Origin of the sequence: Terriglobus roseus, from assembly GCF_900102185.1 — a bacterium.
GTDB lineage: Bacteria > Acidobacteriota > Terriglobia > Terriglobales > Acidobacteriaceae > Terriglobus > Terriglobus roseus_A.
The window spans coordinates 3,338,306-3,360,560 of record NZ_LT629690.1 but is presented as its reverse complement, the minus strand read 5'-3'; the positions used below and the strand labels follow the sequence as shown (position 1 = coordinate 3,360,560).

Here is a 22,255-nt window from a genome sequence, read left to right as displayed (position 1 = left end):
ACTTAGCCATCACGTGAAGCTGCTTATCCCATCCCTCCTGCTCGCTGTCAGCGCCGCCGCCCAACAGCCGTTAGTGCTCATTGATCCCGCGCGCGGAGGGTCCAAGGGCGGCTCGCACATCGCAGACCGTGTCGAAGAAAAGCAGGTCACGCTGCAGGTGGCGCAGCGTCTTGGCAATCTCCTGCGCGCTCGCGGCTTCGCCGTGCAGATGACCCGCGAATCCGACGTGGACACCACTAACGACCAGCGCGCCTCCATCGCCAACACCACACATCCCATCGCCTGCATCCTGCTGTACGCCTCCAGCACCGGCAACGGCGTTCATCTCTTCACAACGACTCTGCCGCAGCCATCCATGGTCGATCCCGCTGCGCCAGTCGTTTGGGACGAAGCACAATCCGCATACGCCGCGCGTTCGCAAGCCCTCGCCAGCGGCATGCGTGAAGCCTTCGGTCGCACCCGCATCCCCATCGCCAGCGGCACCACATGGACGCGCCCGCTCGACAACATGCAGTGCCCGGCAGTCGCCATTGAAATGGGACCGCAGAAAGACGGCACCACCGCCGACGATCCGCCATATCAGAACCGAGTGGCTGACACCATCGCCGGTGTACTCCTCTTCTGGCGCAACAAAGTCGGCAGCATGACGCCGCCCGCACCGCCCAAGCCGGAGCCTGTCGTACCGACACCCGCGCCCAAGCCCGCCACCCCGCAGGCAGCACCAGTCGCGCCAAAACCAGCAACACCCAAACCCACAGGAGCAGCGCAGCAATGATCCCTCGTTACCAGCGCATCCTGTTCATCGTGTTGCTAAGCGCGTCGGTTTTCATGGCCATCTTCCTCGTCTACATGCACCGCAAAAACTTTGCAGACGTAAAGAACGCTGACCACACACCCCTTGAGGCGCCGGTCTATTCCGCCTCCGAACAGGTCACGCTGGATCTTGCAGACGACTCCGACTTCACCCTTACCCCCACCGTGCGCTCCATCGCACTGCCGCAAACCCCCGCCGTCCGCGCACGCGCTCTCGTGGAACATCTTCTGGCGGAGTACTCTCTGCCGCGCTCGAACCATCCGCTCGATGGCGGCATCTCCGTTGACGATGTCTTCCTCGTGCCGCTTCCACTGGGTTCGGCGCAGCACGCCCCGCTCACCAAAGACGCGCAGGCTGACCCGCTGACACAGGTCACCGGAGAACTCGCCGTCGTGAACCTGCGCTCCTCCTGGGTTGACGGTCATCCCGCCGGTATCACCTCAGAGACACTCACCATCCAGTCCATCGTCGGTACCCTGCACGCCAACCTGCCAGAGATCACCAAGGTGAAGTTCCTCGTCGACGGCAAACCGCGAGACACCCTCGCAGGCAGCGTGGAGTTCGACCGCATCTTCGACGTAGACGCCTCCATCACCGCGCCCGTACAGACCGCCACACATGACTAACCGCCCGCTCATCGGCGTCTTCGATTCCGGCTTCGGTGGCCTCACCGTGCTCCGCGAACTCCTGCACCATCTCCCCGGTGCAGACTTCCTATACCTCGGCGACACGGCCCATCTGCCCTACGGCTCCAAATCGCAGGCCGCCATCACGCGGTACACCCGCGCCGCCATTCGCGAACTCGTCAGCCGCGGCGCAGAACTCGTCGTCATCGCCTGCAACACCGCCTCGGCATTGGCACTGCCATCGCTTCAGGACAACGCCCCCGTGCCACTCGTAGGCGTCGTCGGCCCCGGCGCAGAAGCCGCCGCAGCCATCGTCCCACCAGACTCCACAGTTCTCGTGCTGGCCACCGAAGGCACCTGCAACTCCCACGCGTACGCAGAGGCATGCGCCACCCACGGCCTCCAGGCCGTAGAAAAGCCCTGCCCACTCTTCGTCCCACTGGTAGAAGAAGGTTGGACAGACGGTCCCATCACGGAACAGATCGCAGACGTCTACCTGCAAGAGGCGTTGGCCGCCGCACCACAGCCACCACAGGCCATCGTCCTGGGCTGCACGCATTACCCGTTGCTGCGCCCGCTGCTCCAAAGAGAAATCGCCAAGCTTGACGGCAATATCCCCATCGTCGATTCCGCCGAGGCCACCGCCCGCCACACCGTCACCCTGCTACCCACCGCAGCAAACCCCGGTAGTGCGGAACCCAGGCTGCACTTCCTAGCGACAGACGCAGCCGCCAAATTCCAGCGCTTCGCCCCCCGTTTCCTCGGCCGCGAAATCCCCACAGTAGAACTCATCACCCTCGAAGACTGACGGCGACTACCGTCACCTTCCCTCCGGATATGCGGATTGCTATGCTACGAGCCACATGCTCTCAGTCCATCCTCTGGTAACGGGACACCTTCGCTATAACGCTCAGCAGGCGTACTTGAATGCGCTGGCAATCGGGTTAGCGGTCATGATGGTGCTGACAATAGCCGGGGCATCACTCGACCCCGCCAGTCATCCGAATCGATTCATCATCGCGGTCCGGGCCATGGTCGTTGGCGTGGCTTGGGCTGCAACTGGCGCCACCTTCCTCTTCTTGGCGATCAACAGATTCTCCCAGGTCAGGGAACGGACGCGGCAATTCGCGATATACCGAGTCTTGGGCGGAGCGTTCACCTTCATCCTCGTACTACTTCTTCAGGAAACAATCCTGATTGCTCTCCCTGGAACGATTGTCGGAATCATCCTTGCCTACCTTCATGAGTGGCTGATTTCAACGGTTCTTGGTGGTCTGTTTGTATTGCGCACGCCATACAGCTTTTGGCTACCTGCCGGAATCATTGCCGCAACGGTCTTCTTCCTGGCTGGGGCGTATTCCGCATGGCACGCTACGAGGCTTGAGGTGTTGGACGCCCTGGCCTGCGAAGACTGACCCCGCCGCCAACAAACGAAACAGCATCAAAACGTGTCAAGCCCCGAATCCATCCAACCCCAACAAACCAAAAGAAATAGAGTTGGCATGGTATTTCCCCGAAACTTCTAAAATAGAAACAAGGGGAACCGAAAAGCTAACAGGTATTGAACTAACTCCTTTAGAAAGACGATTTTGCCCCTAACCTCAATGGGCAGACTATTTTACAGCCACCCTCGCCGTAACCCCAATAGAAAGACGATTTTAGAAAAAGAGGGGGAGGGGGTACCCATGAGTTGTGCTACAATTTCCACAGAGTGATTCTGCTCTGTACGTCGCAGGGAACGGCCCGAAGTGGATTGGGGCTGGCCAGAGACCGCGATGTTCTGTCCCACCGCTGCATGCCATCCCTTGAACAAGAGAGAGGGAAGCGTTGGTTGCTCTGGCTTTGAAGATCACCTGGACTCTCGAGAGATAAGCGCATCAGGCGTTTACCAGACCGGAGCAGCAGGGATAACGATCTCGCCGTGCAGCAGCAAAGGCCTATCAAACCAATGCTGATCGAATCGATCCATAGTGTTCCGCTCCACGCCTAAGGAGTGAAAACACACCTGCATCACTACAACGAACTGGCAGGCAGGCTGTCCGCACTGAACAAGGACACCGCCGCACACAGACAGAGAAAGATCACACTTGAACACTGGCAATACTGCAGTCGCAGAACAGAACGTTCCGACTAACTCCACCGAAACCACCACTTCTTCCCCCCTCTTCACCGACTTCAACCTCTCCCAGCGTCTGAAGGACCGTCTTGCCGCGGCAGGCTATGTCACGCCTACGCCCGTGCAGGCAAAGGCAATTGCTCCCGCCCTGGAAGGCCGTGACGTACTCGCCACCGCTGCCACAGGCACCGGCAAGACCCTCAGCTTCCTCATCCCGATGATCGAGCGCATGGACGCGACCCCGCTTCCAGTTCCCGCTCCCGGCGAGAAGCAGGGCAAGCGCCAGATCAAGCCCATCCGCGCCCTCATCCTGCTCCCCACCCGCGAGCTGGCCATGCAGGTGCTCGACAACTACGCCAAGCTGATGCCCGGCCAGAAGAACGATGCCGTGCTGGTTTGCGGTGGCCTAAGCGAAGGCGCACAGCTTGACGCTCTCCGCCGTGGTCCGCGCCTGGTCGTTGCCACGCCCGGACGCCTTGAGGACTACCTGAAGCGCGGCGAGATCAGCATCCGCCACGTAGAGATGCTCGTACTGGACGAAGTGGATCGCATGCTGGACATGGGCTTCCTCCCGGCCATCCGCCGCATCGTCGGCGCACTGCCGAAGACCCGCCAGACCATGTGCTACTCCGCCACCCTCGACGCCAACATCGCCGAGATCGTGCGCGACTACGTACAGAAGCCTGTCCGCATCGAGATCGGCACCACTTCCAAGCCCAATGAGCGTGTGGAACTCCGTGCTTACACGGTCATGCAGGACCAGAAGCTCGGCCTGCTGGACCAGATGCTGAACGAGGAAGAAGGTACGTTCCTCGTATTCAGCCGTACAAAGCACGGTGCAGACCGTATCGGCCGCAAGCTGGAGAAGCTGGGCTATACCGCCAGCATCATCCACGGTGACCGTTCCCAGTCCCAGCGCACCTCGGCCCTGAAGGCGTTCGCCACGGGCAAGAGCCGAATCCTAGTTGCAACGGACGTCGCAGCGCGTGGAATAGATATTTCCCACATTGCGCACGTTGTGAACTATGATCTCCCCAACGCTAGTGAAGACTTTGTCCACCGCATCGGCCGTACCGGCCGAGCAGGCAAGGAAGGCTTCGCTACTACCTTCGTGATGCCGCAGGAGCGCAGCGATGCGCGCCGCATTGAGCGGGAGCTGAAGATTAGCTTCCTCTGGCGCGAAGCCGACAAGAATCTGGCTAAGGAAGAGCGCAATGCTCCCCTTGACCTGAACAACGTAGGCGATCTGATGCAGCTGGAGACCCGGGCTTGGAAGACCAACCAGCAGGGCACCAGCCTGGAAGACGCACCCGTACCGCAGGGCCGCAATCACGCGGGCCGTGGCAACGGAAATGGCCGCAACGGCGGCAGTGGTAACGGTGGTGGTGGCGGTTTCCGCCGTCGTCGTCGCCGGTAAGAAGGTTGATTTCGCGCGGACCCCTTGCGAAGGGCGGCGACGATCGCACCACTTCCTCGCAAACCAGCCTAGTTCTCTCCATGCAAAAAGGGACGCCTTCGGGCGTCCCTTTGGACTTCTGTGCGTAATCCATTGCCGTGAACGCACGCGTGTGGTTCCATAGCGATATTGCGTAAGCTTCTCGCCATCCTGTTGCTGGTTGTCTTCGGCTTGCCGTTGGCATCGTCGCTCTTCGCACTCACCCCGCGAAGTGAAGCGTCGCTGCCTGCCTGCTGCCGCCGCGCCGGCATGCACCACTGCACGCAGATGGCGCAACAGGACGAGCAGCCAACGGATCACCGCCACGTCTCAGTCCTGCAGGAGAAGTGCCCCTGCTGTCCAGCAGTGCTAAGCCTTGGCACCGGCACCAACCTCCTCGCACCTCCTTCTGCGCCGTTGCTGTTCACGGCTTTACAGGGGCAATCGACGGTTGTTACGCAAGCAGAACTTAGTCAACGCATTGCGCATGATCGAGCGCGCGGAAAACGCGGCCCTCCCTCCTTCCTAAATCGGTAACTCTGTCGAGTTCTGCTGCCCGGCAATGCAGCAGAGTCTTCGTCTCCGCTTACATCGAAGGAAGGAAACCTTTCATGGCAACCGCTGCCGCGAACGTCTCTGTAGAAGAGCAAGGGCGTCGCTTGTATCGCACCATCTGGCGTTGGCATTTCTATGCTGGCATCTTCTGTATCCCTCTTGTCATATGGCTATCGATTACAGGTTCGATCTATCTATTCAAGCCGCAGATCGAACGCTGGATGGATCGTCCCTATAACCATCTGCGTCTCACTGGCCCGCGCGCCACGCCAGAGCAGATCGCTCGCACTGCTGTCATTGCAGTTCCAGGTTCAACACTGCATTACTACGAACTGCCGCCAAGCGATGATGCTGCGGTGCGAGTAATCGTGGGCATTGGCAAGAAGGAGTATCGCGTCTACGTGAATCCACAGACGCTTGCCATCCTGCACACCATCAGCGAAGACCGCCGGTTCATGACAGTGGTTCAGCATATGCATGGTGAGTTGCTGGTGGGAACACCAGGCTCGTACCTGGTTGAGCTTGCTGCTTCATGGGCGATCGTCCTGCTGCTTACTGGTTTGTATCTGTGGTGGCCGCGACAGACGGAGAAGCTTGCGGGCGTTCTGTGGATACGCACACGCAGTGGCAGCCGCATCTTCTGGCGAGACCTCCACGCGGTAACTGGTCTGTGGGTTTCGGCACTCGCGTTGTTCCTCATCCTCACCGGACTTCCCTGGGCCAAAGGTTGGGGAGGCTACTTCAAGAAGGTCCGGCAAGTAACAGGCACATCCGCTACCAAGCAGGATTGGACCACGAGCCGCGCCGATGCGCTTGCTGATCGTATGGCACAGAACAGCAACAGCCTGAGCAATGCCATGGACGACATGCCGGGCATGGAACACTCAGGCCATATGGGCCACGACATGGGAAGCGTGGACGACATGATGATGGGCACCGATCCATACCAGCCCTTCAACGTGCTCGTCCCAGTCGCAGCAACACTACATCTGGCCGCGCCGGTGGAGATCATGCCTGCCATGAAGACTGGCGGTGCATGGACGATCAAGTCTGACGCACAGAACCGCACGCTACGCGATGTGTTGCAAGCGGACCCCGAGACAGGAGCCATCGTAAGCCGGAAGAACTTCAATCAGGGGATGATTCTTGATCGTGTTGTTGGAACGGGGATTGCCGCGCACGAAGGTCAACTCTTTGGACTGATGAACCAGTTGCTGGGACTGGGCACGGCAATGGGATTGGTTCTGCTTTGCGTCAGCGCAGTTATCCTCTGGTGGAGAAGACGGCATGTTGGAGTGTTAGGCGCTCCCGTGCCATTAGCACGTCCACGCTGGAGTTTCGCATTGGTGGCCGCGGTGCTTACACTTGCGATCTATCTGCCAGCGATGGCGTTCTCGTTGATTGCGGTCTTGCTATTGGAATCGACGGTACTGTCGCGCGTTCCAGCGATCGGTCGCTGGCTTGGACTCAGTGTTGTCGCATAGACGGAAGGGCTGGGGAATAACTCTCCAGCCCTTCTATTACTTCGAGTAGGTATAGGTGCCGCACAGCGTAGAGGCGTTGTTCAGATCCTCTGCCTTCATGCTCGGCATCTTGCTGCCGGAAAAGAAGGCCACCTGCATGGTCTTACCTTGAACCGCAGTTGCCATGTACTGCGTCTCTTCAGCGCCGCACAGCGTGTTCTTGTGCAGGAACTTTCGGTCGCCCGCAATGCTGAGGCGATACAGCTTGCCATGCACACCATCGGCACTGTCAAAGTTGAACACTGCAGCGATCTCTTCCGCGTTCAGTTCGCGCAGGTCTGCGATGGTGAATGGCTGGAAGTAGATGGAAAGTCGTTCACCGGAGATGATGATGTCACCGGTTACGGAGTGCGCTGTGTTGCTTGTCGCTTTCCAGTAACCGTTATCCTGCGCCACGGCGGATACGGAAAGCAGGAGGGCAATGGTCGCGCTGAGAAGACGCTTCATGCCTACCAGCATGACACCGTAGCGGAAACATCGGCAAATCATCGTGGGTGTTTTATGGCAACGCAAACGCAACGTACTTTGTGCCATGTTTCGCCTTGCTGTTGCGCGCGCTGCTGTTTGCGATGACCACATACTGCTTGCCATTCACCATGTATGTGGCAGGCGTGGCGTTGCCAGCGTAGTCCATGGTGTACTCCCACAGCACTTTGCCGGTCTTGGTATCGAAGCAGCGCAACTTGTTGTCGAAGTTAGTTGCGCCAATAAACAGCAAGCCACTGGCGGTCAGCACAGGGCCCCCGTAGTTCTCGCTGCCTGTGTTTTTCATGCCCTTCGCTGCTAGCTCCGGATATTCACCCAGCGGTACATGCCACAGGTACTTGCCGGTGTTTAGGTCTAGGGCATTCAGCGTTCCCCAGGGTGGTTGGATGGCAGGATAGCCATCGGGATCAAGGAACTTGTGATATCCCGTGAAACGATATTTCGCTGGCGGTGCGGCATTTTTGCCGTCGCCGGATGCGGCTTCCTGTTTGTCGCTACGGTCGGTTGGCGTGAGGTCACCGCTGCGTACGTAGGAGAGGAGCGCGTTCAGAGGATCGCCCGTAAGGTTGGTGAATCCTGGCATGCGTCCGCGACCATTGTGAATCACGTCGGTCATTTGTTGCGCGGTGAGTTTTTTCGTCGCTTCAATCAACGACGGAAAGACGTCCGCCTGACCTTTGCGATCCGTGCCGTGGCATACAGCGCATTGTGCGTTGTAGAGCGTCGCTCCTGCGCTTTCACCACTCTTGACTGCGGTCAGGCCACCGGTCCAGGCCACATCGTTAGCGTTGATATACAGCACTCCGGTACGGGGATCGGCTGCTTCGCCACCCCACTCTGCGCCTCCGTCAAAGCCAGGAAAGACAACGGTTTCCTGATCCACGCGGAAGGGAATGAATTGGCCATCGCTGACAAACGTGCGGAATTTCTCAGTGGCCCACGCATGCGCTTCCGGCGTTCGTGTGGTCAACATATCTGCTGTTAAACGCTGTCGAGCGAAGGGTTCAATGGCAGTGGACATCGGCTGCGTCGGTGATGCGGCTTCGCCGGGAACAGTGCTCGCGGGAAACGGCTTTTCTTCGATAGGAAACAGCGGCTTGCCTGTGACACGATCGAACACGAAGACCTGCCCGTGCTTTGTTACTTGTGCCACGGCGTCGATAGATCTGCCATTGCGATGCAGCGTTAGCAGCACTGGCGGCGAGGGAAAATCACGATCCCACATGTCGTGATGAACGGCTTGAAAGTGCCACAGCAGTTTGCCCGTCGCGGCATCAAGAGCCAGCAGCGAGTTCGCGTATAGATCGTTGCCCACGCGATCTGCACCGTAGAAGTCACTTACCGCTGAGCCGGTTGGTGCATAGAAGATGCCACGCGCTTCATCCAGCACGCCGCCTGTCCAGTTGTTTGCACCGCCGGTGTATTTCCAGGCGTCTTTCGGCCATGTTTCGTAACCAGGCTCACCGGGATGAGGAATGGTATGAAAGCTCCAGACCAGTGCGCCGGTGTGGATGTTGTAGGCGCGAATATCTCCGTGTGGCGACGGTTCTGTTTCGCCGGTGCGGAAGCCGGTGATGAGGACGTCTTTGTAGATCATCCCCGGAGTGGTGATGGCGACCGTGCCTTGCGGCGATTCAGGGCCAAGGTCATTGCGCAGATCGATGTGTCCATCCTTGCCGAAAGACAACATCGGTTTGCCGGTGGATGGATCAAGAGCCCAGATGGCATAGAGCGTCTGCGCCAAGAGGATGTCGTGGGTGCCGTCGGGGCTCTTCCAGTATGCGAATCCGCGCGCAGGCTGGCCGGTACGGATGCCAGAGTCAAACTTCCACAGCTGTTTGCCGGTGGCTGCATCCAGCCCGAAAACGATTTGTTGCGGCGAGTAGACGAACATCCTGCCTTGAGCAATCAACGGATGTGTCTGCAATCCTGCGGGCGATTCGCCTGTGTCAAACGTCCACGCCACGCGAAGCTGCTTCACGTTGGCGCGGTTGATCTGAGTCAGGGGCGAGTAACGCTGGCCAGCCTTGTTTCCGCCATACACGTTCCAATCCGTTGATTGCGAGGCACCGGAGGCGTGCACGGTTACCGTGTGAGGCAAAAGAGAGACGCACGCCAGAGAGGCGATTGCACCGGTTCGCAGCAATGAGGGAAACAGATTCATGGAGGGCAAAATTGTAGCTTGCTCTCTCCCATCTGAAACATTGCGTTTTCGAGCGTTAGCGAATGTCGAAGTTAATTTCGCGCACCAGGCCGTCGCCCGTGGTGGTCCACATGATGGCCGTGTTGAGCGGAGTGGAGGCACCAGGTTGTGTCACAACCGCGTCTGTCTGGCGTAGCGGGCAATCATTTACCTGCGCTGCGCCGCTGTCATCCACCACGATTTTCGAGGAAGCGTCTTTTGTCATGCCGGTGCAGACGATGTGCACGTGGCCGTGAAAGTTCGCAGGCACCTGAATCTGCACCTTGCTGGCACAACCCAGCAGAACGATGCCGGATATTGCGAGCGCCGTGACAAAGTGATGCTTCCGAAGATGAGTCGCAGGGGATTTCATACGCGTACCCACTACGCTATCACGCGCTTGCTCTACAATTGCGGTGCAAATCAGAGAGGAGTCCGCGTGGCACTTCATCCCGCTTTTGTCACTACCGCTCTTGAACTTCCCGGTTATCGCATCGTTCGCAGTCTTGGGCTGGTACGAGGCATCGTCGTTCGATCGCGTTCGGTGTTTGGCACCATCGGCGCAAGCTTGCAAACGCTGGTGGGCGGCGATATTACCCTGTTCACCAATCTTTGCGAACGCACGCGACAAGACGCTCTTTTGCGCATGGAAGAACATGCCGTTGCCATGGGCGCGAATGCTGTTGTTGCTTTTCGCTATGACGCGAATGAAGTGATGCAGGGCGTTACAGAAGTGTTGGCGTATGGAACTGCGGTCGTTGTAGAACCAATTTCCTAGGAGACAAACATGGCTTCAACGGGCAGAGTGACTGGCGTTGGCGGAGTTTTCTTACGTGCGCGCGATCCGAAGGCGCTCACGGACTGGTATCACAAACACCTCGGTTTTCCGCTGACGGATCACGGCATCACGTTTATGTGGACCGATGAGGTCCCTAAAGGCACCGGCATGACTGCTTGGAGCGCCTTCAAGGAAAACACGGATTACTTTGGCAAAGGTAGCCATCAGGCCGTGATGATCAACTATCGCGTGGACGATATGGATGCTCTGCTGGACAAGTTGAAGGCAGCGGGCGTGGAGATTGATCCTCATCGCGACGACGCTAGCTACGGACGTTTCGCATGGATTGTTGATCCTGAGGGCAATCGTGTGGAACTCTGGCAGCCGCTTGCAGATGAAGCTTAGTCGTAGGTTGAAAACAGGGAGTCTGGAATGAAGTATCTTTTCGGCGCTACGTTTGCGCTTGCCGTTGTTGCATCCCCGCTCGTCGCGCAGACCGCCGTGCCGCCCAGTGACATGGTTACCGCCGCTACGCTTCGCAGCACGGGCGATGATCTGTTGAAACAGGCGCGTGCTTCGAAAGACGGCATCGCGTTCAAGGTTTTGCTGACGCGTCCGGATGGTGCGGAACAGCTTGCCGTGCGCGTGAAGAGCGGCCAGGGAGAATGGCATCAGGACTTCGCAGATGTCTTGATCGGCCTGGAGGGTGAAGCGGAAGTGGTGACCGGCGGTACGGTGGTGAATGCTAAAGACACCGCGCCGGGAGAGAAGCGCGGCGATAGTGTAAGTGGTGGCAAACGCCAGCCGTTTCATGCAGGTGACGCCATTCGCATTGAACCTGGCACGCCGCATCAGATGATTCTGAAACCCGGCAGCACTTTCCGTTATTTCGTGGTGAAGGTGAGGGCGAAGTAGTAGAGATTTTCACCCAATTTTTCACAAGCCGCTTGCCGGTACGATAGGCCAATGCAGGCTGAAACCAGTTCTCCTTGCCCGGCGACGCCGGGTGTGCTGGAAGTGATCGTTGGACCCATGTTTTCCGGGAAGAGTGAAGAACTCATCCGGCGGCTGAAGCGTGCGCGCATTGCAAAACAGCGTGTGGGCTGCTTTAAGCCCGACATCGACCTGCGTTATCACCGCACGGCCATTGCATCGCATTCCGAACAGACGCACGAAGCTTCTGTAGTGACACCGAATTCGGACCGTCTTCGTGAAGAGCTGTTCGCGACAGGATTGGTCGATCGCATTGAGGTGATTGGGCTGGATGAGGTGCAGTTCTTTGATGAAGGCATTTTGCCACTCACCATGGAGTTGATCCATCTGGGTAAGCGCGTGATTCTTGCAGGGCTGGATACTACCTTTGCGAATGAGCCTTTTGGCCCCGTGCCGAACCTGATGGCGCTTGCCGATAAGGTCACGAAGCTGAATGCCGTTTGCATGGTCTGCGGACAGCCCGCTATACACACGCAACGGCTTGGTCATTCACAGGAGTTGGTTGTGGTGGGCGCCGTGGGCATGTATGAAGCTCGCTGCAGAGCGCACTTTCAGCCGTATGTGGAAGAGACTGCGGAGCAGATGGATTTGCCTGTCGTCACCGCGGTTTAGGTTCTACGGCTACCATGGAAGCCAGGGAGCCGTTTGCCATGCTGAATCGTCCTTATCGAATTGCCACAGGTCTATTTCGCTTTGTAGCGATCGCATCGCTTTCTATTGCTTGCGTCTCTGCGATTGCGCAGTCTCCCAATGACACTGCGCTCCGTGGCTTGTCTCCAGTAACGACGCTCTACAAGACAGCAAACGGGCAGGCGGCGCTGAGTGCGAACCTTACTGTGACCGGTGGTATTCAAACCGGCGCCATTCCGCAACCTACATTGTTGCCCGCGGAAGAGCAGCGCCAGCTTGCTTTGCGCGATGCGGCGATTACTTCCGCGAATGCGGCGCAGCTTGCCGATGCTCTCGGAACGGCGCTTGGATCTGCGTATGTGGCGCGTGCACATTACATTGATCGATCACATTTCACCGTGGCGTCAGAGAGTGTCACGCAGGTGCTCAACGTTGCGCTTAGCACCAGCGGAACGCATTCCGCTATTGCGAAGTTCTTCTTCGCGAATGGCACCACCGATGGCAAAACCGCAGCGACCGGCCCTGCAGCAGATGCGATGCATGCAGCGAACGGCGTAACTGATCCGTTTGGTCGTGCGTATCATCTGCCTGCGGGCAGTCCGAATGCTGACACGTATGGCAATTCGCGTCCGTTTCAAACGGAGCCGGAGTTTCGCCGTATCGTAGGCCGCGACTATTTCAATTTAGTTACGGACAACACCGTCTATACGCGCGGACCAGTGATGGACCTGATTAATAGTCCGTCGTATCCCAGCGGTCACACCACCTATGGCTATACGGCATCGCTGGTGCTCGGACTGTTAGTGCCGGATCGTTATCCGCAGATGATTGCGCGCGGCGCGGAGTATGGGAACAGCCGCATCATTGTTGGCGCGCACTATGCAATGGACGTACTCGGCGGGCGTACTCTCGCACTTCACGATATGGCGCATCTTCTTGCAAACGATCCTGCCTATCTCAAGAGCAGTAAGGTTTCAGATTTTCGTGCGGCAGTTACTCAGGCTCGCACAGACTTGGGTCATGTGCTGGAAAGTGCTTGCGGAAAGACTGTGGCTGAATGCGCCACGGAAGATACCAGCCGTTACAGCGATGCATCTGCAGTCTCCGCTTTTTATGCGGTGACGCAGACATACGGCTTACCAGTGGTTTATCCGGAGACTGCCACAAAGGTAGAAGATGTGGGCAAGATCGCGCCGGAAGCAGGATATCTTCTTACGGCAGCATATCCGTCGCTGACGCTGGCAGAAGCGGATCAGATTCTGACAGAGACCGAAGGCCCAGGTGGTGGTTTCCTGGATGATGGCTCTGCCTTCGGTCTCTATTCTCGAATCAATCTTTACGAAGCTGCCGTGCGTGCCGCTTCGTTGACGAAGTCTCGTGCTGGAACAAAGTAGATAGTTCCAGCCCCTAATGAGTGCGTTGTAGCGGCAGGCTGAATCGATAGTTCATTTCCATAAAGCCGAACTGCGCATGTGTGTTTACGGGATAGATCGCACGCACCACGTCTTTGCCCCATACGTGCGCGTAATAAGCAGTAAGTGAGAGGCGTGGTGTTACTTGATAATCCGCGCTGATGTCATACAACGTGGCCAGACTACTGTTTCCGTTCGCGAGACGCCCCGTGTAACCGAAGGTCGTTTTATCCAGCGGGCCGCCACCCAAATACCAAAGATCGCTGCGACTGGTCAGGCCGAGGAAGTGTAGATCGGTACGGATATCCAGCTTAGGTGTCGGCTTATCCATCAACTGCACAAACGCTTCCTTCGAATTCATCATGTTGAAGAAAGGGAATCGCGCATAGTTGCGTGGTGTGGGCAACACCTGGAAGTAAGTGTTGTGTGTGTTTTCGTTGGGATTCTCATCGCCCGTGGTGCGTAGAAATCCACCACGAATCCACGGCGAAGATTTCACCTGCGTAAACTGCACACCGCCTTCAAGTGCGACCGCACCTGCGCGATGATCCTGCACACCCCAACGTCCGTTTTGCAAAACACCCCAGAACAGACCGTCGAGCTTCACGTTTTTTGAGACAGGAACAGCCGCGATCATGCTGGTTCCATAAGAACCGATTCGAATGTTGTTATGGTCTGCAGTGCGTGCGGTCTGTGAGCGATTGTCTACTTTCGTAACGCCCGTGCGCCCGTCGTGATAGCCGATGGCAAACGCACGCACCAATACGTGTTGTTTCGCCGCTGTACGCGACCATGCGAGATACTGCGCATCCACATCCAGTTCCGGGTTCGCGTTCATGTTGAACACACCCTGCACGGCGCGCGCACCCATCGCAGTTACATCCCATGAACCCTTGTTTACCTTTACCTCCACACCGTCCAGCGAACGCTGGCCGTTGGAGAAACCAAAGGAGCCGATCAGGCGCTGTGCGATGCGGTTCGCCTGCAACCACTGAAGCGACTTATCGGTAGGTTTAATTTCTGTTCCATCAGTGAATTCGAAACGGCCCAGGCGAATGGTGTTGGAATCATGCGCAAAGTGATAGCGTATCCATCCCTGCTTGAATGAAGCAACAGCGGGGAAACGATTGTTGCCATTGTGCGCATAATAGGTACCGCCAAGGCCAAGATGTCCCTGTGCAGGCACGGGCGAAACAGCATCGTTTGGCAGCCATAGTTCGCTGTTTTGCGAAAGTTCGGCTGTCCAGTCAATGCGCTTGATGCGCTGCTGCAATGCGATGCGCAAAAGGCTATCGACGTGGGCATATTGTTCTGCATTGGGTGTGGCGGAAAACCACTGCGTTACATTCACGCGCTGACGATCCCACACGCTCACTGTCAGCGGCGTGGGCTTAGAAATATCAGGTGAAGGAATCTGTGCTTCAGAGACTGGAGCGGCAAAGAAAAACAGTGCGGACGAGACAAGAGCGGGGAGTCGTAGCGTCATCAAGAACTGGTTACGCGGGCAATTGTCCTCCCGAATGCAGAAATCTACCTTAGAATCCCGCCGCGATCAGTGACAGTTCGGTAATCGACTCGGTTTCGTTTTTCTTCGCCCGTTGTTCGGCATATTTCGCCAGAACATCCACTTCCAGATTCACAGGATCGCCCGGCTGCAGCGTGTGGATGTTCGTCACCGCGTAAGTATGCGGAATGAGAGCGACTGTCACTTCCTTTGCGCCATCTGCTGCGGGCTCTACCTTTGCCACAGTGAGCGAGATGCCGTTAATGGCAATCGATCCCTTTTCAACGATGTAGGGCGATAGCGCAGCAGGTGCGGCGATCTTCAGTGTCCAATCGGTGTAGTCCGCGTCGGACGTCACGGCCGTTAGCGATAACAGATAACCGACGCCATCCACATGTCCCTGAACGACATGGCCACCCAGCGGAGTTCCGGCAGGTGTAGGCAGCTCCAGGTTGACGCGAGTTCCGGGAGAAAGATGTGTCAGCGACGTGCGCCGGATGGTCTCTTCCAGCAGGTCCGCCTCGAAGCTCTCAGGCGTGATATTCAGCGCAGTAAGGCATACACCGGATACTGCGATCGAATCGCCCGTGCCAAGCTGCTTCGCCAGCGTGGGGGCGGCAACATGAATGCGTGTGACGCCAACTTTTTTCTCCAGCGAAACTACGGTGCCCGTCTCTGCGATCAGCCCAGTAAACATAGCTCTATTTTAGCGACTAGCTGCGGGAGTGGGTGTCAGCGTAAATGTCTCCGCCCACGGATCGTGGAGTGTGCCACGTACACATGCGTCCACCTGTCTTGCGCCGTTACTCAGGTCGCTTACAAAATCACAACGGTCGATATCGGAAAGTTGTTCAATCAGGCCGAATGCTGTTGGACCATGTGAAGCAAACGGAATCGCATTGCTGCCTAGTTCCGTTTCAGAGAAGAAGAGCACCGCTTTATCGACTAGTCCTGCATTGAGAAATGCGCCGTTCAGTCCAGAGCCGCTCTCCAGCAGCACACTGAGAATGTCCAGATCACCCAGTCGCTTCAGCACAGCGCGTAAATCTAACTCCAACCTACGTCCTTGTGTGCCGCGCTGAGCTGGTGTCAACGTGGGAATGGTTTCCACGGTGACTCCGCGTTGTCGCAATGCTCGTTGACGATCGTTTGGCGCACTCTTCGCGCAGAAGACAATCAGGTCGTCGTTCACACTTTCTGCAAGGCGCGACGACAGCGGCAAGCGGCAATGTGTGTCCAGTACCACGCGCAACAAGCGCCGACGGCGTTGCAGATTGCTGCGGTCCGTCATCATAGGATCATCTGCCAGCACGGTGCCAATTCCGGTAAGAATCGCGTCGCTCGCGTGACGGAAGCGGTGTACCTCTTCGCGTGCGGCCGTGCCGGTCAACCAGAACGGAGCATTCGCGGTGCGTTGCACGGGCAACGGGGCTAACATGCCATCCACACTCAAAGCAGACTTCAGCGTGACCAGAGGCATGCCAGTTAGGATGTGCCGTGCAAATGCATCATTCATGCGGCGTGCTTCCCGCTCCATCAGGCCGTGTTCAGCAATGACACCGCCGTTTTCCAGGATGGCCATGCCTTTGCCCGCAACCAGCGGATTCGGGTCAAGCGTTGCTGCCACCACACGCGCAATGCCTGCATCCAGCAGTGCGTTTGAGCACGGCCCTGTGCGTCCATGGTGCGAGCATGGCTCCAATGTCACATATGCCGTTGCACCACGCACACGCTCACCGGCCTGCTTCATGGCAACAATTTCTGCATGATCACGCAGGTCGTAACGGTGTGCGCCTTCGCCCACGATCTCATTGCCATGTGCAATAACACAGCCCACCTGTGGATTCGGTGAGGCGAGTCCCAGCGTTGCACGCGCCAATTCCAGCGCGCGCTCCATGTGGGCTTTATCTGTAGCAGAAAAAGGCATCCGTGCATGTGATGCTATCGCACGGCCGAACGACGCTTATGCGTAGGCTGTCTGCACCTTCACGCCAATCTGCCGCGAGGATAGCTCGTATAGCAGAAATGGAAGCAAATTTACCGAATGAGCCAGGTCTCCGGCTTTCGCAGAGGACGCGTCCACCTTGAACGTGAAAATCATCTCCAGCAATCCGTCTTCACCCGCAAATTCCGCCAGTGTTGCTTCGTGCTCCTTAACAAAGTGAAGAAGACCCTCCAGTGCTAGATCGAAGTGCTGCTGGTTTGCGCCCTGGAATAACGGAGCATGCCATACGCTCGTCTTGCGGACGGAACCGCCGACTTGTGGGCCTGCTGTCATGCAGAAGACCGGTTGTGTGGCGAGTGATTCTGTCAGGAAGTGCAGATCGCGCGATACGTGATGCACCTGAAGGCTAATGGTAAAGGCGTTCATACGTTAACCCAGCAGAGAATCAAGGAATGCGTCGCTGTTGAAAGGAAGAATGTCTTCCATCTTTTCGCCCACGCCAGCAAAGACCACAGGCAGTTTGAGTTCACGAGCAATAGCGATAACGATGCCGCCCTTTGCTGTGCCATCCAACTTGGTGAGAACGATGCCAGTGACACCAGCGCTCTCCGTGAAGAGGCGCGCCTGCTGCATACCGTTCTGTCCGGTTGTTGCATCGAGCACAAGAAAGACCTGATGTGGTGCGCCTGGGACGAGCTTTTGTGCAGTGCGCCGCATCTTGTCCAGCTCAGCCATCAGGCCGGCCTTGTTGTGTAGACGTCCTGCTGTATCGACGATCACGATGTCTGCCCCGCGTGCCTTGCCTGCAGTTAGCGAATCGTAGAGTGCGGCAGAGGGATCACCGCCCTGCTTTGTCTTGATGATGTCCACGCCGGAACGCTGAGCCCACACTTCAAGTTGCTCAATCGCCGCAGCACGGAAAGTATCTGCAGCGCATAGGAGCGCCTTGCGTCCATGTGTGCCATACAGCGCAGCCAGCTTGCCGCTGGTAGTGGTCTTGCCCGTGCCGTTTACGCCCACCATCATGATCACTTCGGGAGCTTGTGTTGGATGATTCGTTGGCTGTTCCACGGAGTCGAGGATGGCGCGAAGTTCTTCCTTCAGCATCTGCTTCAACTCGTCCGTAGTTGCCTTCTCACGTAGCGCTCGCTGACGCAGATTGCGCATGATCTCGCTGGTAGTGCTGCTGCCAATGTCCGCAGTCAGCAGAACGGCTTCCAGCTCATCCAGCGTTTCTTCATCAACGGTGCGTCCCAGTGCTAGAACGTTGTCCAGCCCTGCTCCCAACTGTGAACGCGTGCGTTCCACCGCATCGCGCATCTTGCCCATGAAGCTGGCGTCTTCCTCGGCTTCGCTGGCATAGCCGCCGAACGAAAACGTGGACGTCATGGGCTTCAGACCAAACTCGTTGCGCTGAGTATCTGCCACGCGAGCGGGAACAGGCGTCGTCGCCTTCGGTGCCGATGTGTATTCAACGGCTTCGTTGGGAATCACGGGAACGGGATCCACCAACGCTTCGGCTGGTAGAGTCTCTGCGAACTCGCTTGCGGGCAGCTCAAACGCATTCTGCGGAGCTGCCGTTTCCTCCAGAACGGGAGGGACTTCCTGAGCAGGCGTGGCAGATTCAGTGCTCTCGCCGGTTACCGCGGAGCGAACGCGTTCAAAGAAACTTGGCTTTCTCGGCTTATCGTCCGAGTTGAAAAGCGAAATCGGCATCCCTACCAGTCTACGACTGTTGAACGGCGGAGCTAAACCGGTTCCACCAGCTTGTGCGAGATGGCGAATAGCGCCAGTTCTAGGCGTGTGGATACGCCAGTCTTATCGAACGTGTTCGAGAGGTGGCGCTTCACAGTCTCTTCACTGATAGTGAATTGCTTCGCAATGTCCTTATTGGAGCAACCTTCCACGATGCACTGCACCACTTCCAGTTCACGTGGCGTCAAGCCAAAGGTCTTCTTCTCTGGTACGGCGGATGCCTGCACCATCAGGCCGTGCAGCGCCTGCAACAGATTTACGACGCGTTCGCCGCCAATCCAGTAGTCACCGCTGGCGACTGCACGGATGGCTTCGCTCAGATCGCCCGCCACGGAATCCTTCAGGACAATGCCGCGTGCGCCAATCTGCAGTGCTTCAATCACCTGTTGTGTGGAGATTGTGCTGGTAAGCAGAATGATCTTCACTCGCGGCGACTTCGACATGATCGCCCGCATGGCTTCCAGGCCCGGTAGCTTGGGCATCTGCAGATCCAGCAGCAGGATGTCTGGTTCGTGTTCAAGTGTCTGGGTAATGGCGTCTTCGCCGTCTTCAGCTTCGGCGACTACTTCGAACCCTGGGTCCATCGTCAGCATGTTCTTCACGCCGAACCGGACTACGGGATGATCGTCCGCAACTACCAGCCGGATGCTGGAATTGCCGGAACGAGAACTCGTCTGCGAACTACCATTCACGCCGGATGCGTTCTTCTGCAAAGCCTATCTCCAACGGTTATCGCCGTGCTTTCTCTAATGGCGCTAAAGGTCGCGCAAAAGAAGCTCCTCCAGCATACGGCGTACGTGATTGATTTCCCGAATAAATTCCGGAAAGACGGGGGGTGGCATCGAACTCGCCAATCCGGCGTCTTCTAGCGTGGATGCCAATGTGCGCAGCCGGGTGGCACCGATCATGCCGCAGGAGCCCTTCATGGCGTGGGCTTCGTTGCAGAGGGTGGTGGGGTCGTCGGCGGTGGCGGCGGCCTCCATGCGGTGTACCCGCTGCTCGGCGTCGGTGAGGGCGAAGTCGTAGAGGGCACGGAGTTGGGGTGTGGCCATGGCCCTCCGTATGCGCTGGAAGGTGGCCGGGTCGATGGTCTGGTCCTGTTCCTGGGTCGTTGGGGGCCTGGAGATGCGGCGGACTTCGGAGGGGGCGAAGGGCTTGGTCAGGAGGCCGTCGTAGCCCGAGATGTGACCCTTTGGCGTGGCGGTCATTGCCAGCAGGACGGGCTTATTGGGGCAGGCGGAGCGTAGATGGGAGGCCAGCTCCTCTCCGCTGAGACCGGGCATCTGGAGGTCGCTCAGGATGACTTCGGGTGCGATTGACGGAGCCTTTGCGAGGGCTTCCTCGCCGCTGGAGGCTTCGGTTACAACCCATCCTTCGGCGGTGAGTAGCAGCGTCAGCACTTCCCGTGTGGTCTCGTCATCGTCAATCAGGAGAAGGCGTTCCATGCAAGCACTCTACAGGGTTCTACAATCGGCTGAATTGAGTGTGATGAAGTTGCCCGTTGCCATTGTCGGTTCCTTTGCTTTCATTGCTTTTGCTTTCGTTGCTGTGACGGGGGCGGTGGGGGTGACGGCGCAGGACGAGGCTGTTCACGGTGTGTCGGTGTCAAGCCCGGTGGATGGGGCCGCCTCGCGGTGGCAGCGGGTGCTGTTGCCTCCTGCGGCTACTCCCATGGCGGAGCAGTGCGTGGTGGTGGATGCCGACCTGTATGCCCATGCCGCGCCGGGGTTGCGGGATGTGCGGCTGGTGCAGGATGGGCAGGAACTGCCCTACGCCATGGACGTGAGCTTCGACACCCGCGTGGGCGATGCTGCTGCGCCACCTGCGGATGACCGCGCCCTGTATGAGCCAGTGCAGACCATCCGGCTATTGCCGCAGCCTGCGGCCGCTGTGGCCGGAACGCTGATGGGCGATGTGCCCGACACGTACTACAACGAGACGCTGCTCTCCGCGCATGTGCCGGTAGAGCGGGTGCGGATTGTCCCAGCGCCCAAGGCAGAGGCGACGGTGGACCTACGCGCGTCGGCCCGGATGAACCTGAGGCAGGCGGAGGAGTTGCGTGCCGTGCTGACGGCGGAGAAGCCGGTTGTGCCGTTCACCATTGGGGCCAACCTGCAGGAGCCTGCGGACATACTGGTGCGTGTGGTGGATCATGGCGGTGCACCGCAGGCCATTGTGCTGGAGATGCGTCGGCGGGAGATCTGCTACCAGCCGCGGTCCATGTCAGCGGTGCATATGCTGCTGGGTGATGCGACAGCGCTTCCACCGCGCTACGACTATGCGCTCCGCTTCCAGCCCAGCGCGCAGCCGTTGCTGGCTGCAATGGGACCGATGTCGCCCAATCCCGCTTACCGCGAGCAGCAGGCGTCTGCACCCGTGTTGCGGGTGAGCGCTGGAGTGCGCACTGCGGTGATGCTGGTGATCCTGCTTGGGTCGTTGGCAGTGATGGCGTTTGCCATCGTAGAGCTGCGGCGGAAGTAAGGCCTACTTCGGCGGAGCAGTGCAGCCAGTTGGGTCGCGGCCGCTGTCGATCGTCTCCATGGCGCTCTTCGCTACGGTCACGTACTGCTCATATCCTGGCGCGTGTTCGGCCTTCTGGAGGAAGTCTTCCAGGGCTACCTTTGCCTCCGGCAGCTTGCACTGGTGCATGAGGTATTGCGCGTGGCTGAAGTAGGGTCGATAGCACTTGGGCGCGGCGACCATGGACATCTGCGCGAGGCGCTCCACCTCGTTCCATTCGCCGCGTGCGCGTGCGCCTTCAATGGGCAGGATGTACTTCACCTTGGGCGATGTGTCCGTGTAGTGCTGGCCGGAATCACTGTCCGAGACGATCTGCACGCCGTCGACCGCGCAGGTGTAGTGGATCGTCGCGGTGTCGTTGACGGGTTTGTGGTCGTCGTCACCGCCGCGACCCTGCGCGTGGAGAAGAGGAGCGGCAAGGAGGATCAGCAGCGCGGTGGAAGCGAATCGCATGGCGCGAACATCCTAGCAGTTCTCTGAGACGTTTCAGAAGTGTCTTCCTACGACACGCCGGGGTGGGGTACCCCCCTCCCCCCTATTTTTCTAAAATCGTCTTTCTATTGGGGTTACGGCGGGAGTGGCTGTAAAATCGTCTACCCATTGGGGTTAGGGGCAAAATCGTCTTTCTAAACGAGTTAGATGGGATCGATGGTTGAAAACACCCCGATTTTCCTTTCGGAGGTGCTGATTCCTTCGAGTTTTTGATCGAGTTCGCGGTACTGGTGAGCGAAGTCGTCTTGAAAACGCTCGAAGTGGGTGGCGGTTTGCCATCGGTCGACGGTCAGGAAGATGTCGGGTTTGTCTTGTGAGTGAAGTAGTTCCGTTCCAAGGTAGCCCTCCGCGCGGCGGAAGAGGCGCGCCCAATCTCCCTCTGGGCCGTATGCCTGCTTGAAATTCTCTTGAGCGTTCGCAGGTACGACGAATTCCCAGAGGATGATGTGCATAGTTCTATTTTAGTGATTTTGGAGAAATAACCTGTCA

25 protein-coding genes are annotated in these 22,255 nt (G+C 58.0%); 13 read left to right on the top strand and 12 right to left on the bottom strand.

What is annotated here, in order from left to right; all coding sequences use genetic code 11:
- Positions 1 to 13 precede the first annotated feature (13 nt).
- From BLT38_RS21055 to BLT38_RS14085, 7 genes are all read left to right on the top strand, one after another.
- The gene (locus BLT38_RS21055) at positions 14 to 775 is read left to right on the top strand and encodes an N-acetylmuramoyl-L-alanine amidase family protein (RefSeq protein ID WP_083345758.1); all 762 of its coding nucleotides are present in this window, start codon (positions 14 to 16) and stop codon (positions 773 to 775) included.
- Positions 772 to 1,440, top strand: coding sequence for a GerMN domain-containing protein (locus tag BLT38_RS14110; RefSeq protein WP_083345757.1), 669 nt, complete (start codon positions 772 to 774; stop codon positions 1,438 to 1,440). The genes BLT38_RS21055 and BLT38_RS14110 overlap by 4 nt, the downstream gene beginning before the upstream one ends.
- Positions 1,433 to 2,248: a glutamate racemase gene (gene murI / locus BLT38_RS14105; protein WP_083345756.1), complete on the top strand. Its 816-nt coding sequence runs from the start codon at positions 1,433 to 1,435 to the stop codon at positions 2,246 to 2,248. The genes BLT38_RS14110 and murI overlap by 8 nt, the downstream gene beginning before the upstream one ends.
- Positions 2,249 to 2,363: 115 nt before the next feature.
- Positions 2,364 to 2,855, top strand: coding sequence for an FtsX-like permease family protein (locus BLT38_RS14100; RefSeq protein ID WP_172838284.1), 492 nt, complete (start codon positions 2,364 to 2,366; stop codon positions 2,853 to 2,855).
- A 672-nt stretch (positions 2,856 to 3,527) separates the two neighbouring features.
- A complete protein-coding gene (locus BLT38_RS14095) occupies positions 3,528 to 4,973 on the top strand; it encodes a DEAD/DEAH box helicase (protein WP_083345754.1) in 1,446 nt (481 codons plus the stop codon).
- Between the two features lie 168 nt (positions 4,974 to 5,141).
- Entirely contained in the window at positions 5,142 to 5,528 is a 387-nt protein-coding gene (locus BLT38_RS14090; RefSeq protein WP_083345753.1) for a DUF2946 family protein, read from the top strand.
- A 74-nt stretch (positions 5,529 to 5,602) separates the two neighbouring features.
- Complete coding sequence (locus BLT38_RS14085) at positions 5,603 to 7,030, top strand: PepSY-associated TM helix domain-containing protein (protein WP_083345752.1); 1,428 nt, start codon at positions 5,603 to 5,605, stop codon at positions 7,028 to 7,030.
- 36 nt (positions 7,031 to 7,066) lie between these two features.
- On the opposite strand, the gene BLT38_RS14080 is transcribed toward BLT38_RS14085, so the two are convergent.
- From BLT38_RS14080 to BLT38_RS14070, 3 genes are read right to left on the bottom strand one after another with little or no spacing between them, the layout of a single operon-like run.
- A complete protein-coding gene (locus tag BLT38_RS14080) occupies positions 7,067 to 7,516 on the bottom strand; it encodes a hypothetical protein (protein WP_083347100.1) in 450 nt (149 codons plus the stop codon).
- A gap of 52 nt (positions 7,517 to 7,568) precedes the next feature.
- On the bottom strand, positions 7,569 to 9,719 hold the full coding sequence (locus tag BLT38_RS14075; RefSeq protein ID WP_083345751.1) for a PQQ-binding-like beta-propeller repeat protein: 2,151 nt from the start codon (positions 9,717 to 9,719) through the stop codon (positions 7,569 to 7,571).
- Positions 9,720 to 9,774: 55 nt separating this feature from the next.
- The gene (locus BLT38_RS14070) at positions 9,775 to 10,110 is read right to left on the bottom strand and encodes a hypothetical protein (RefSeq protein WP_156785140.1); all 336 of its coding nucleotides are present in this window, start codon (positions 10,108 to 10,110) and stop codon (positions 9,775 to 9,777) included.
- A gap of 66 nt (positions 10,111 to 10,176) precedes the next feature.
- Between BLT38_RS14070 and BLT38_RS14065 the strand changes: the two genes are divergently transcribed.
- The 5 genes from BLT38_RS14065 to BLT38_RS14045 are packed head-to-tail and all read left to right on the top strand — an operon-like array spanning position 10,177 to position 13,532.
- Entirely contained in the window at positions 10,177 to 10,515 is a 339-nt protein-coding gene (locus BLT38_RS14065) for a YbjQ family protein (RefSeq protein WP_083345749.1), read from the top strand.
- Positions 10,516 to 10,524: 9 nt separating this feature from the next.
- Positions 10,525 to 10,920, top strand: coding sequence for a VOC family protein (locus BLT38_RS14060; protein ID WP_083345748.1), 396 nt, complete (start codon positions 10,525 to 10,527; stop codon positions 10,918 to 10,920).
- Between the two features lie 27 nt (positions 10,921 to 10,947).
- Entirely contained in the window at positions 10,948 to 11,430 is a 483-nt protein-coding gene (locus BLT38_RS14055; RefSeq protein ID WP_083345747.1) for a cupin domain-containing protein, read from the top strand.
- Positions 11,431 to 11,481: 51 nt separating this feature from the next.
- Entirely contained in the window at positions 11,482 to 12,120 is a 639-nt protein-coding gene (locus BLT38_RS14050; RefSeq protein WP_083345746.1) for a thymidine kinase, read from the top strand.
- A gap of 38 nt (positions 12,121 to 12,158) precedes the next feature.
- Entirely contained in the window at positions 12,159 to 13,532 is a 1,374-nt protein-coding gene (locus BLT38_RS14045; protein WP_083345745.1) for a phosphatase PAP2 family protein, read from the top strand.
- Between the two features lie 13 nt (positions 13,533 to 13,545).
- On the opposite strand, the gene BLT38_RS14040 is transcribed toward BLT38_RS14045, so the two are convergent.
- The 7 genes from BLT38_RS14040 to BLT38_RS14010 all read right to left on the bottom strand — a co-directional run bounded on the left by BLT38_RS14040 (position 13,546) and on the right by BLT38_RS14010 (position 20,199).
- Positions 13,546 to 15,036: an alginate export family protein gene (locus BLT38_RS14040; protein ID WP_083345744.1), complete on the bottom strand. Its 1,491-nt coding sequence runs from the start codon at positions 15,034 to 15,036 to the stop codon at positions 13,546 to 13,548.
- Between the two features lie 49 nt (positions 15,037 to 15,085).
- Positions 15,086 to 15,751 carry a riboflavin synthase gene (locus BLT38_RS14035; RefSeq protein ID WP_083345743.1) on the bottom strand — a complete coding sequence of 222 codons (666 nt, stop codon included), beginning with the start codon at positions 15,749 to 15,751 and terminating at the stop codon, positions 15,086 to 15,088.
- Positions 15,752 to 15,760: 9 nt separating this feature from the next.
- Positions 15,761 to 16,981: a bifunctional diaminohydroxyphosphoribosylaminopyrimidine deaminase/5-amino-6-(5-phosphoribosylamino)uracil reductase RibD gene (ribD, locus tag BLT38_RS14030; RefSeq protein ID WP_083345742.1), complete on the bottom strand. Its 1,221-nt coding sequence runs from the start codon at positions 16,979 to 16,981 to the stop codon at positions 15,761 to 15,763.
- Positions 16,982 to 17,017: 36 nt separating this feature from the next.
- Positions 17,018 to 17,425 carry a hypothetical protein gene (locus tag BLT38_RS14025; protein ID WP_083345741.1) on the bottom strand — a complete coding sequence of 136 codons (408 nt, stop codon included), beginning with the start codon at positions 17,423 to 17,425 and terminating at the stop codon, positions 17,018 to 17,020.
- A 3-nt stretch (positions 17,426 to 17,428) separates the two neighbouring features.
- Positions 17,429 to 18,715 carry a signal recognition particle-docking protein FtsY gene (ftsY, locus tag BLT38_RS14020; protein WP_083345740.1) on the bottom strand — a complete coding sequence of 429 codons (1,287 nt, stop codon included), beginning with the start codon at positions 18,713 to 18,715 and terminating at the stop codon, positions 17,429 to 17,431.
- A 32-nt stretch (positions 18,716 to 18,747) separates the two neighbouring features.
- On the bottom strand, positions 18,748 to 19,446 hold the full coding sequence (locus tag BLT38_RS14015; protein ID WP_083347099.1) for a response regulator: 699 nt from the start codon (positions 19,444 to 19,446) through the stop codon (positions 18,748 to 18,750).
- Positions 19,447 to 19,509: 63 nt separating this feature from the next.
- Entirely contained in the window at positions 19,510 to 20,199 is a 690-nt protein-coding gene (locus BLT38_RS14010; RefSeq protein ID WP_083345739.1) for a response regulator, read from the bottom strand.
- Between BLT38_RS14010 and BLT38_RS14005 the strand changes: the two genes are divergently transcribed.
- The gene (locus BLT38_RS14005) at positions 20,198 to 21,235 is read left to right on the top strand and encodes a hypothetical protein (RefSeq protein WP_083345738.1); all 1,038 of its coding nucleotides are present in this window, start codon (positions 20,198 to 20,200) and stop codon (positions 21,233 to 21,235) included. The two genes, BLT38_RS14010 and BLT38_RS14005, sit on opposite strands and share 2 nt — an antisense overlap.
- A gap of 3 nt (positions 21,236 to 21,238) precedes the next feature.
- On the opposite strand, the gene BLT38_RS14000 is transcribed toward BLT38_RS14005, so the two are convergent.
- Positions 21,239 to 21,727: a hypothetical protein gene (locus BLT38_RS14000; protein ID WP_083345737.1), complete on the bottom strand. Its 489-nt coding sequence runs from the start codon at positions 21,725 to 21,727 to the stop codon at positions 21,239 to 21,241.
- 182 nt (positions 21,728 to 21,909) lie between these two features.
- Entirely contained in the window at positions 21,910 to 22,218 is a 309-nt protein-coding gene (locus tag BLT38_RS13995; RefSeq protein WP_083345736.1) for an antibiotic biosynthesis monooxygenase family protein, read from the bottom strand.
- Positions 22,219 to 22,255 lie beyond the last annotated feature (37 nt).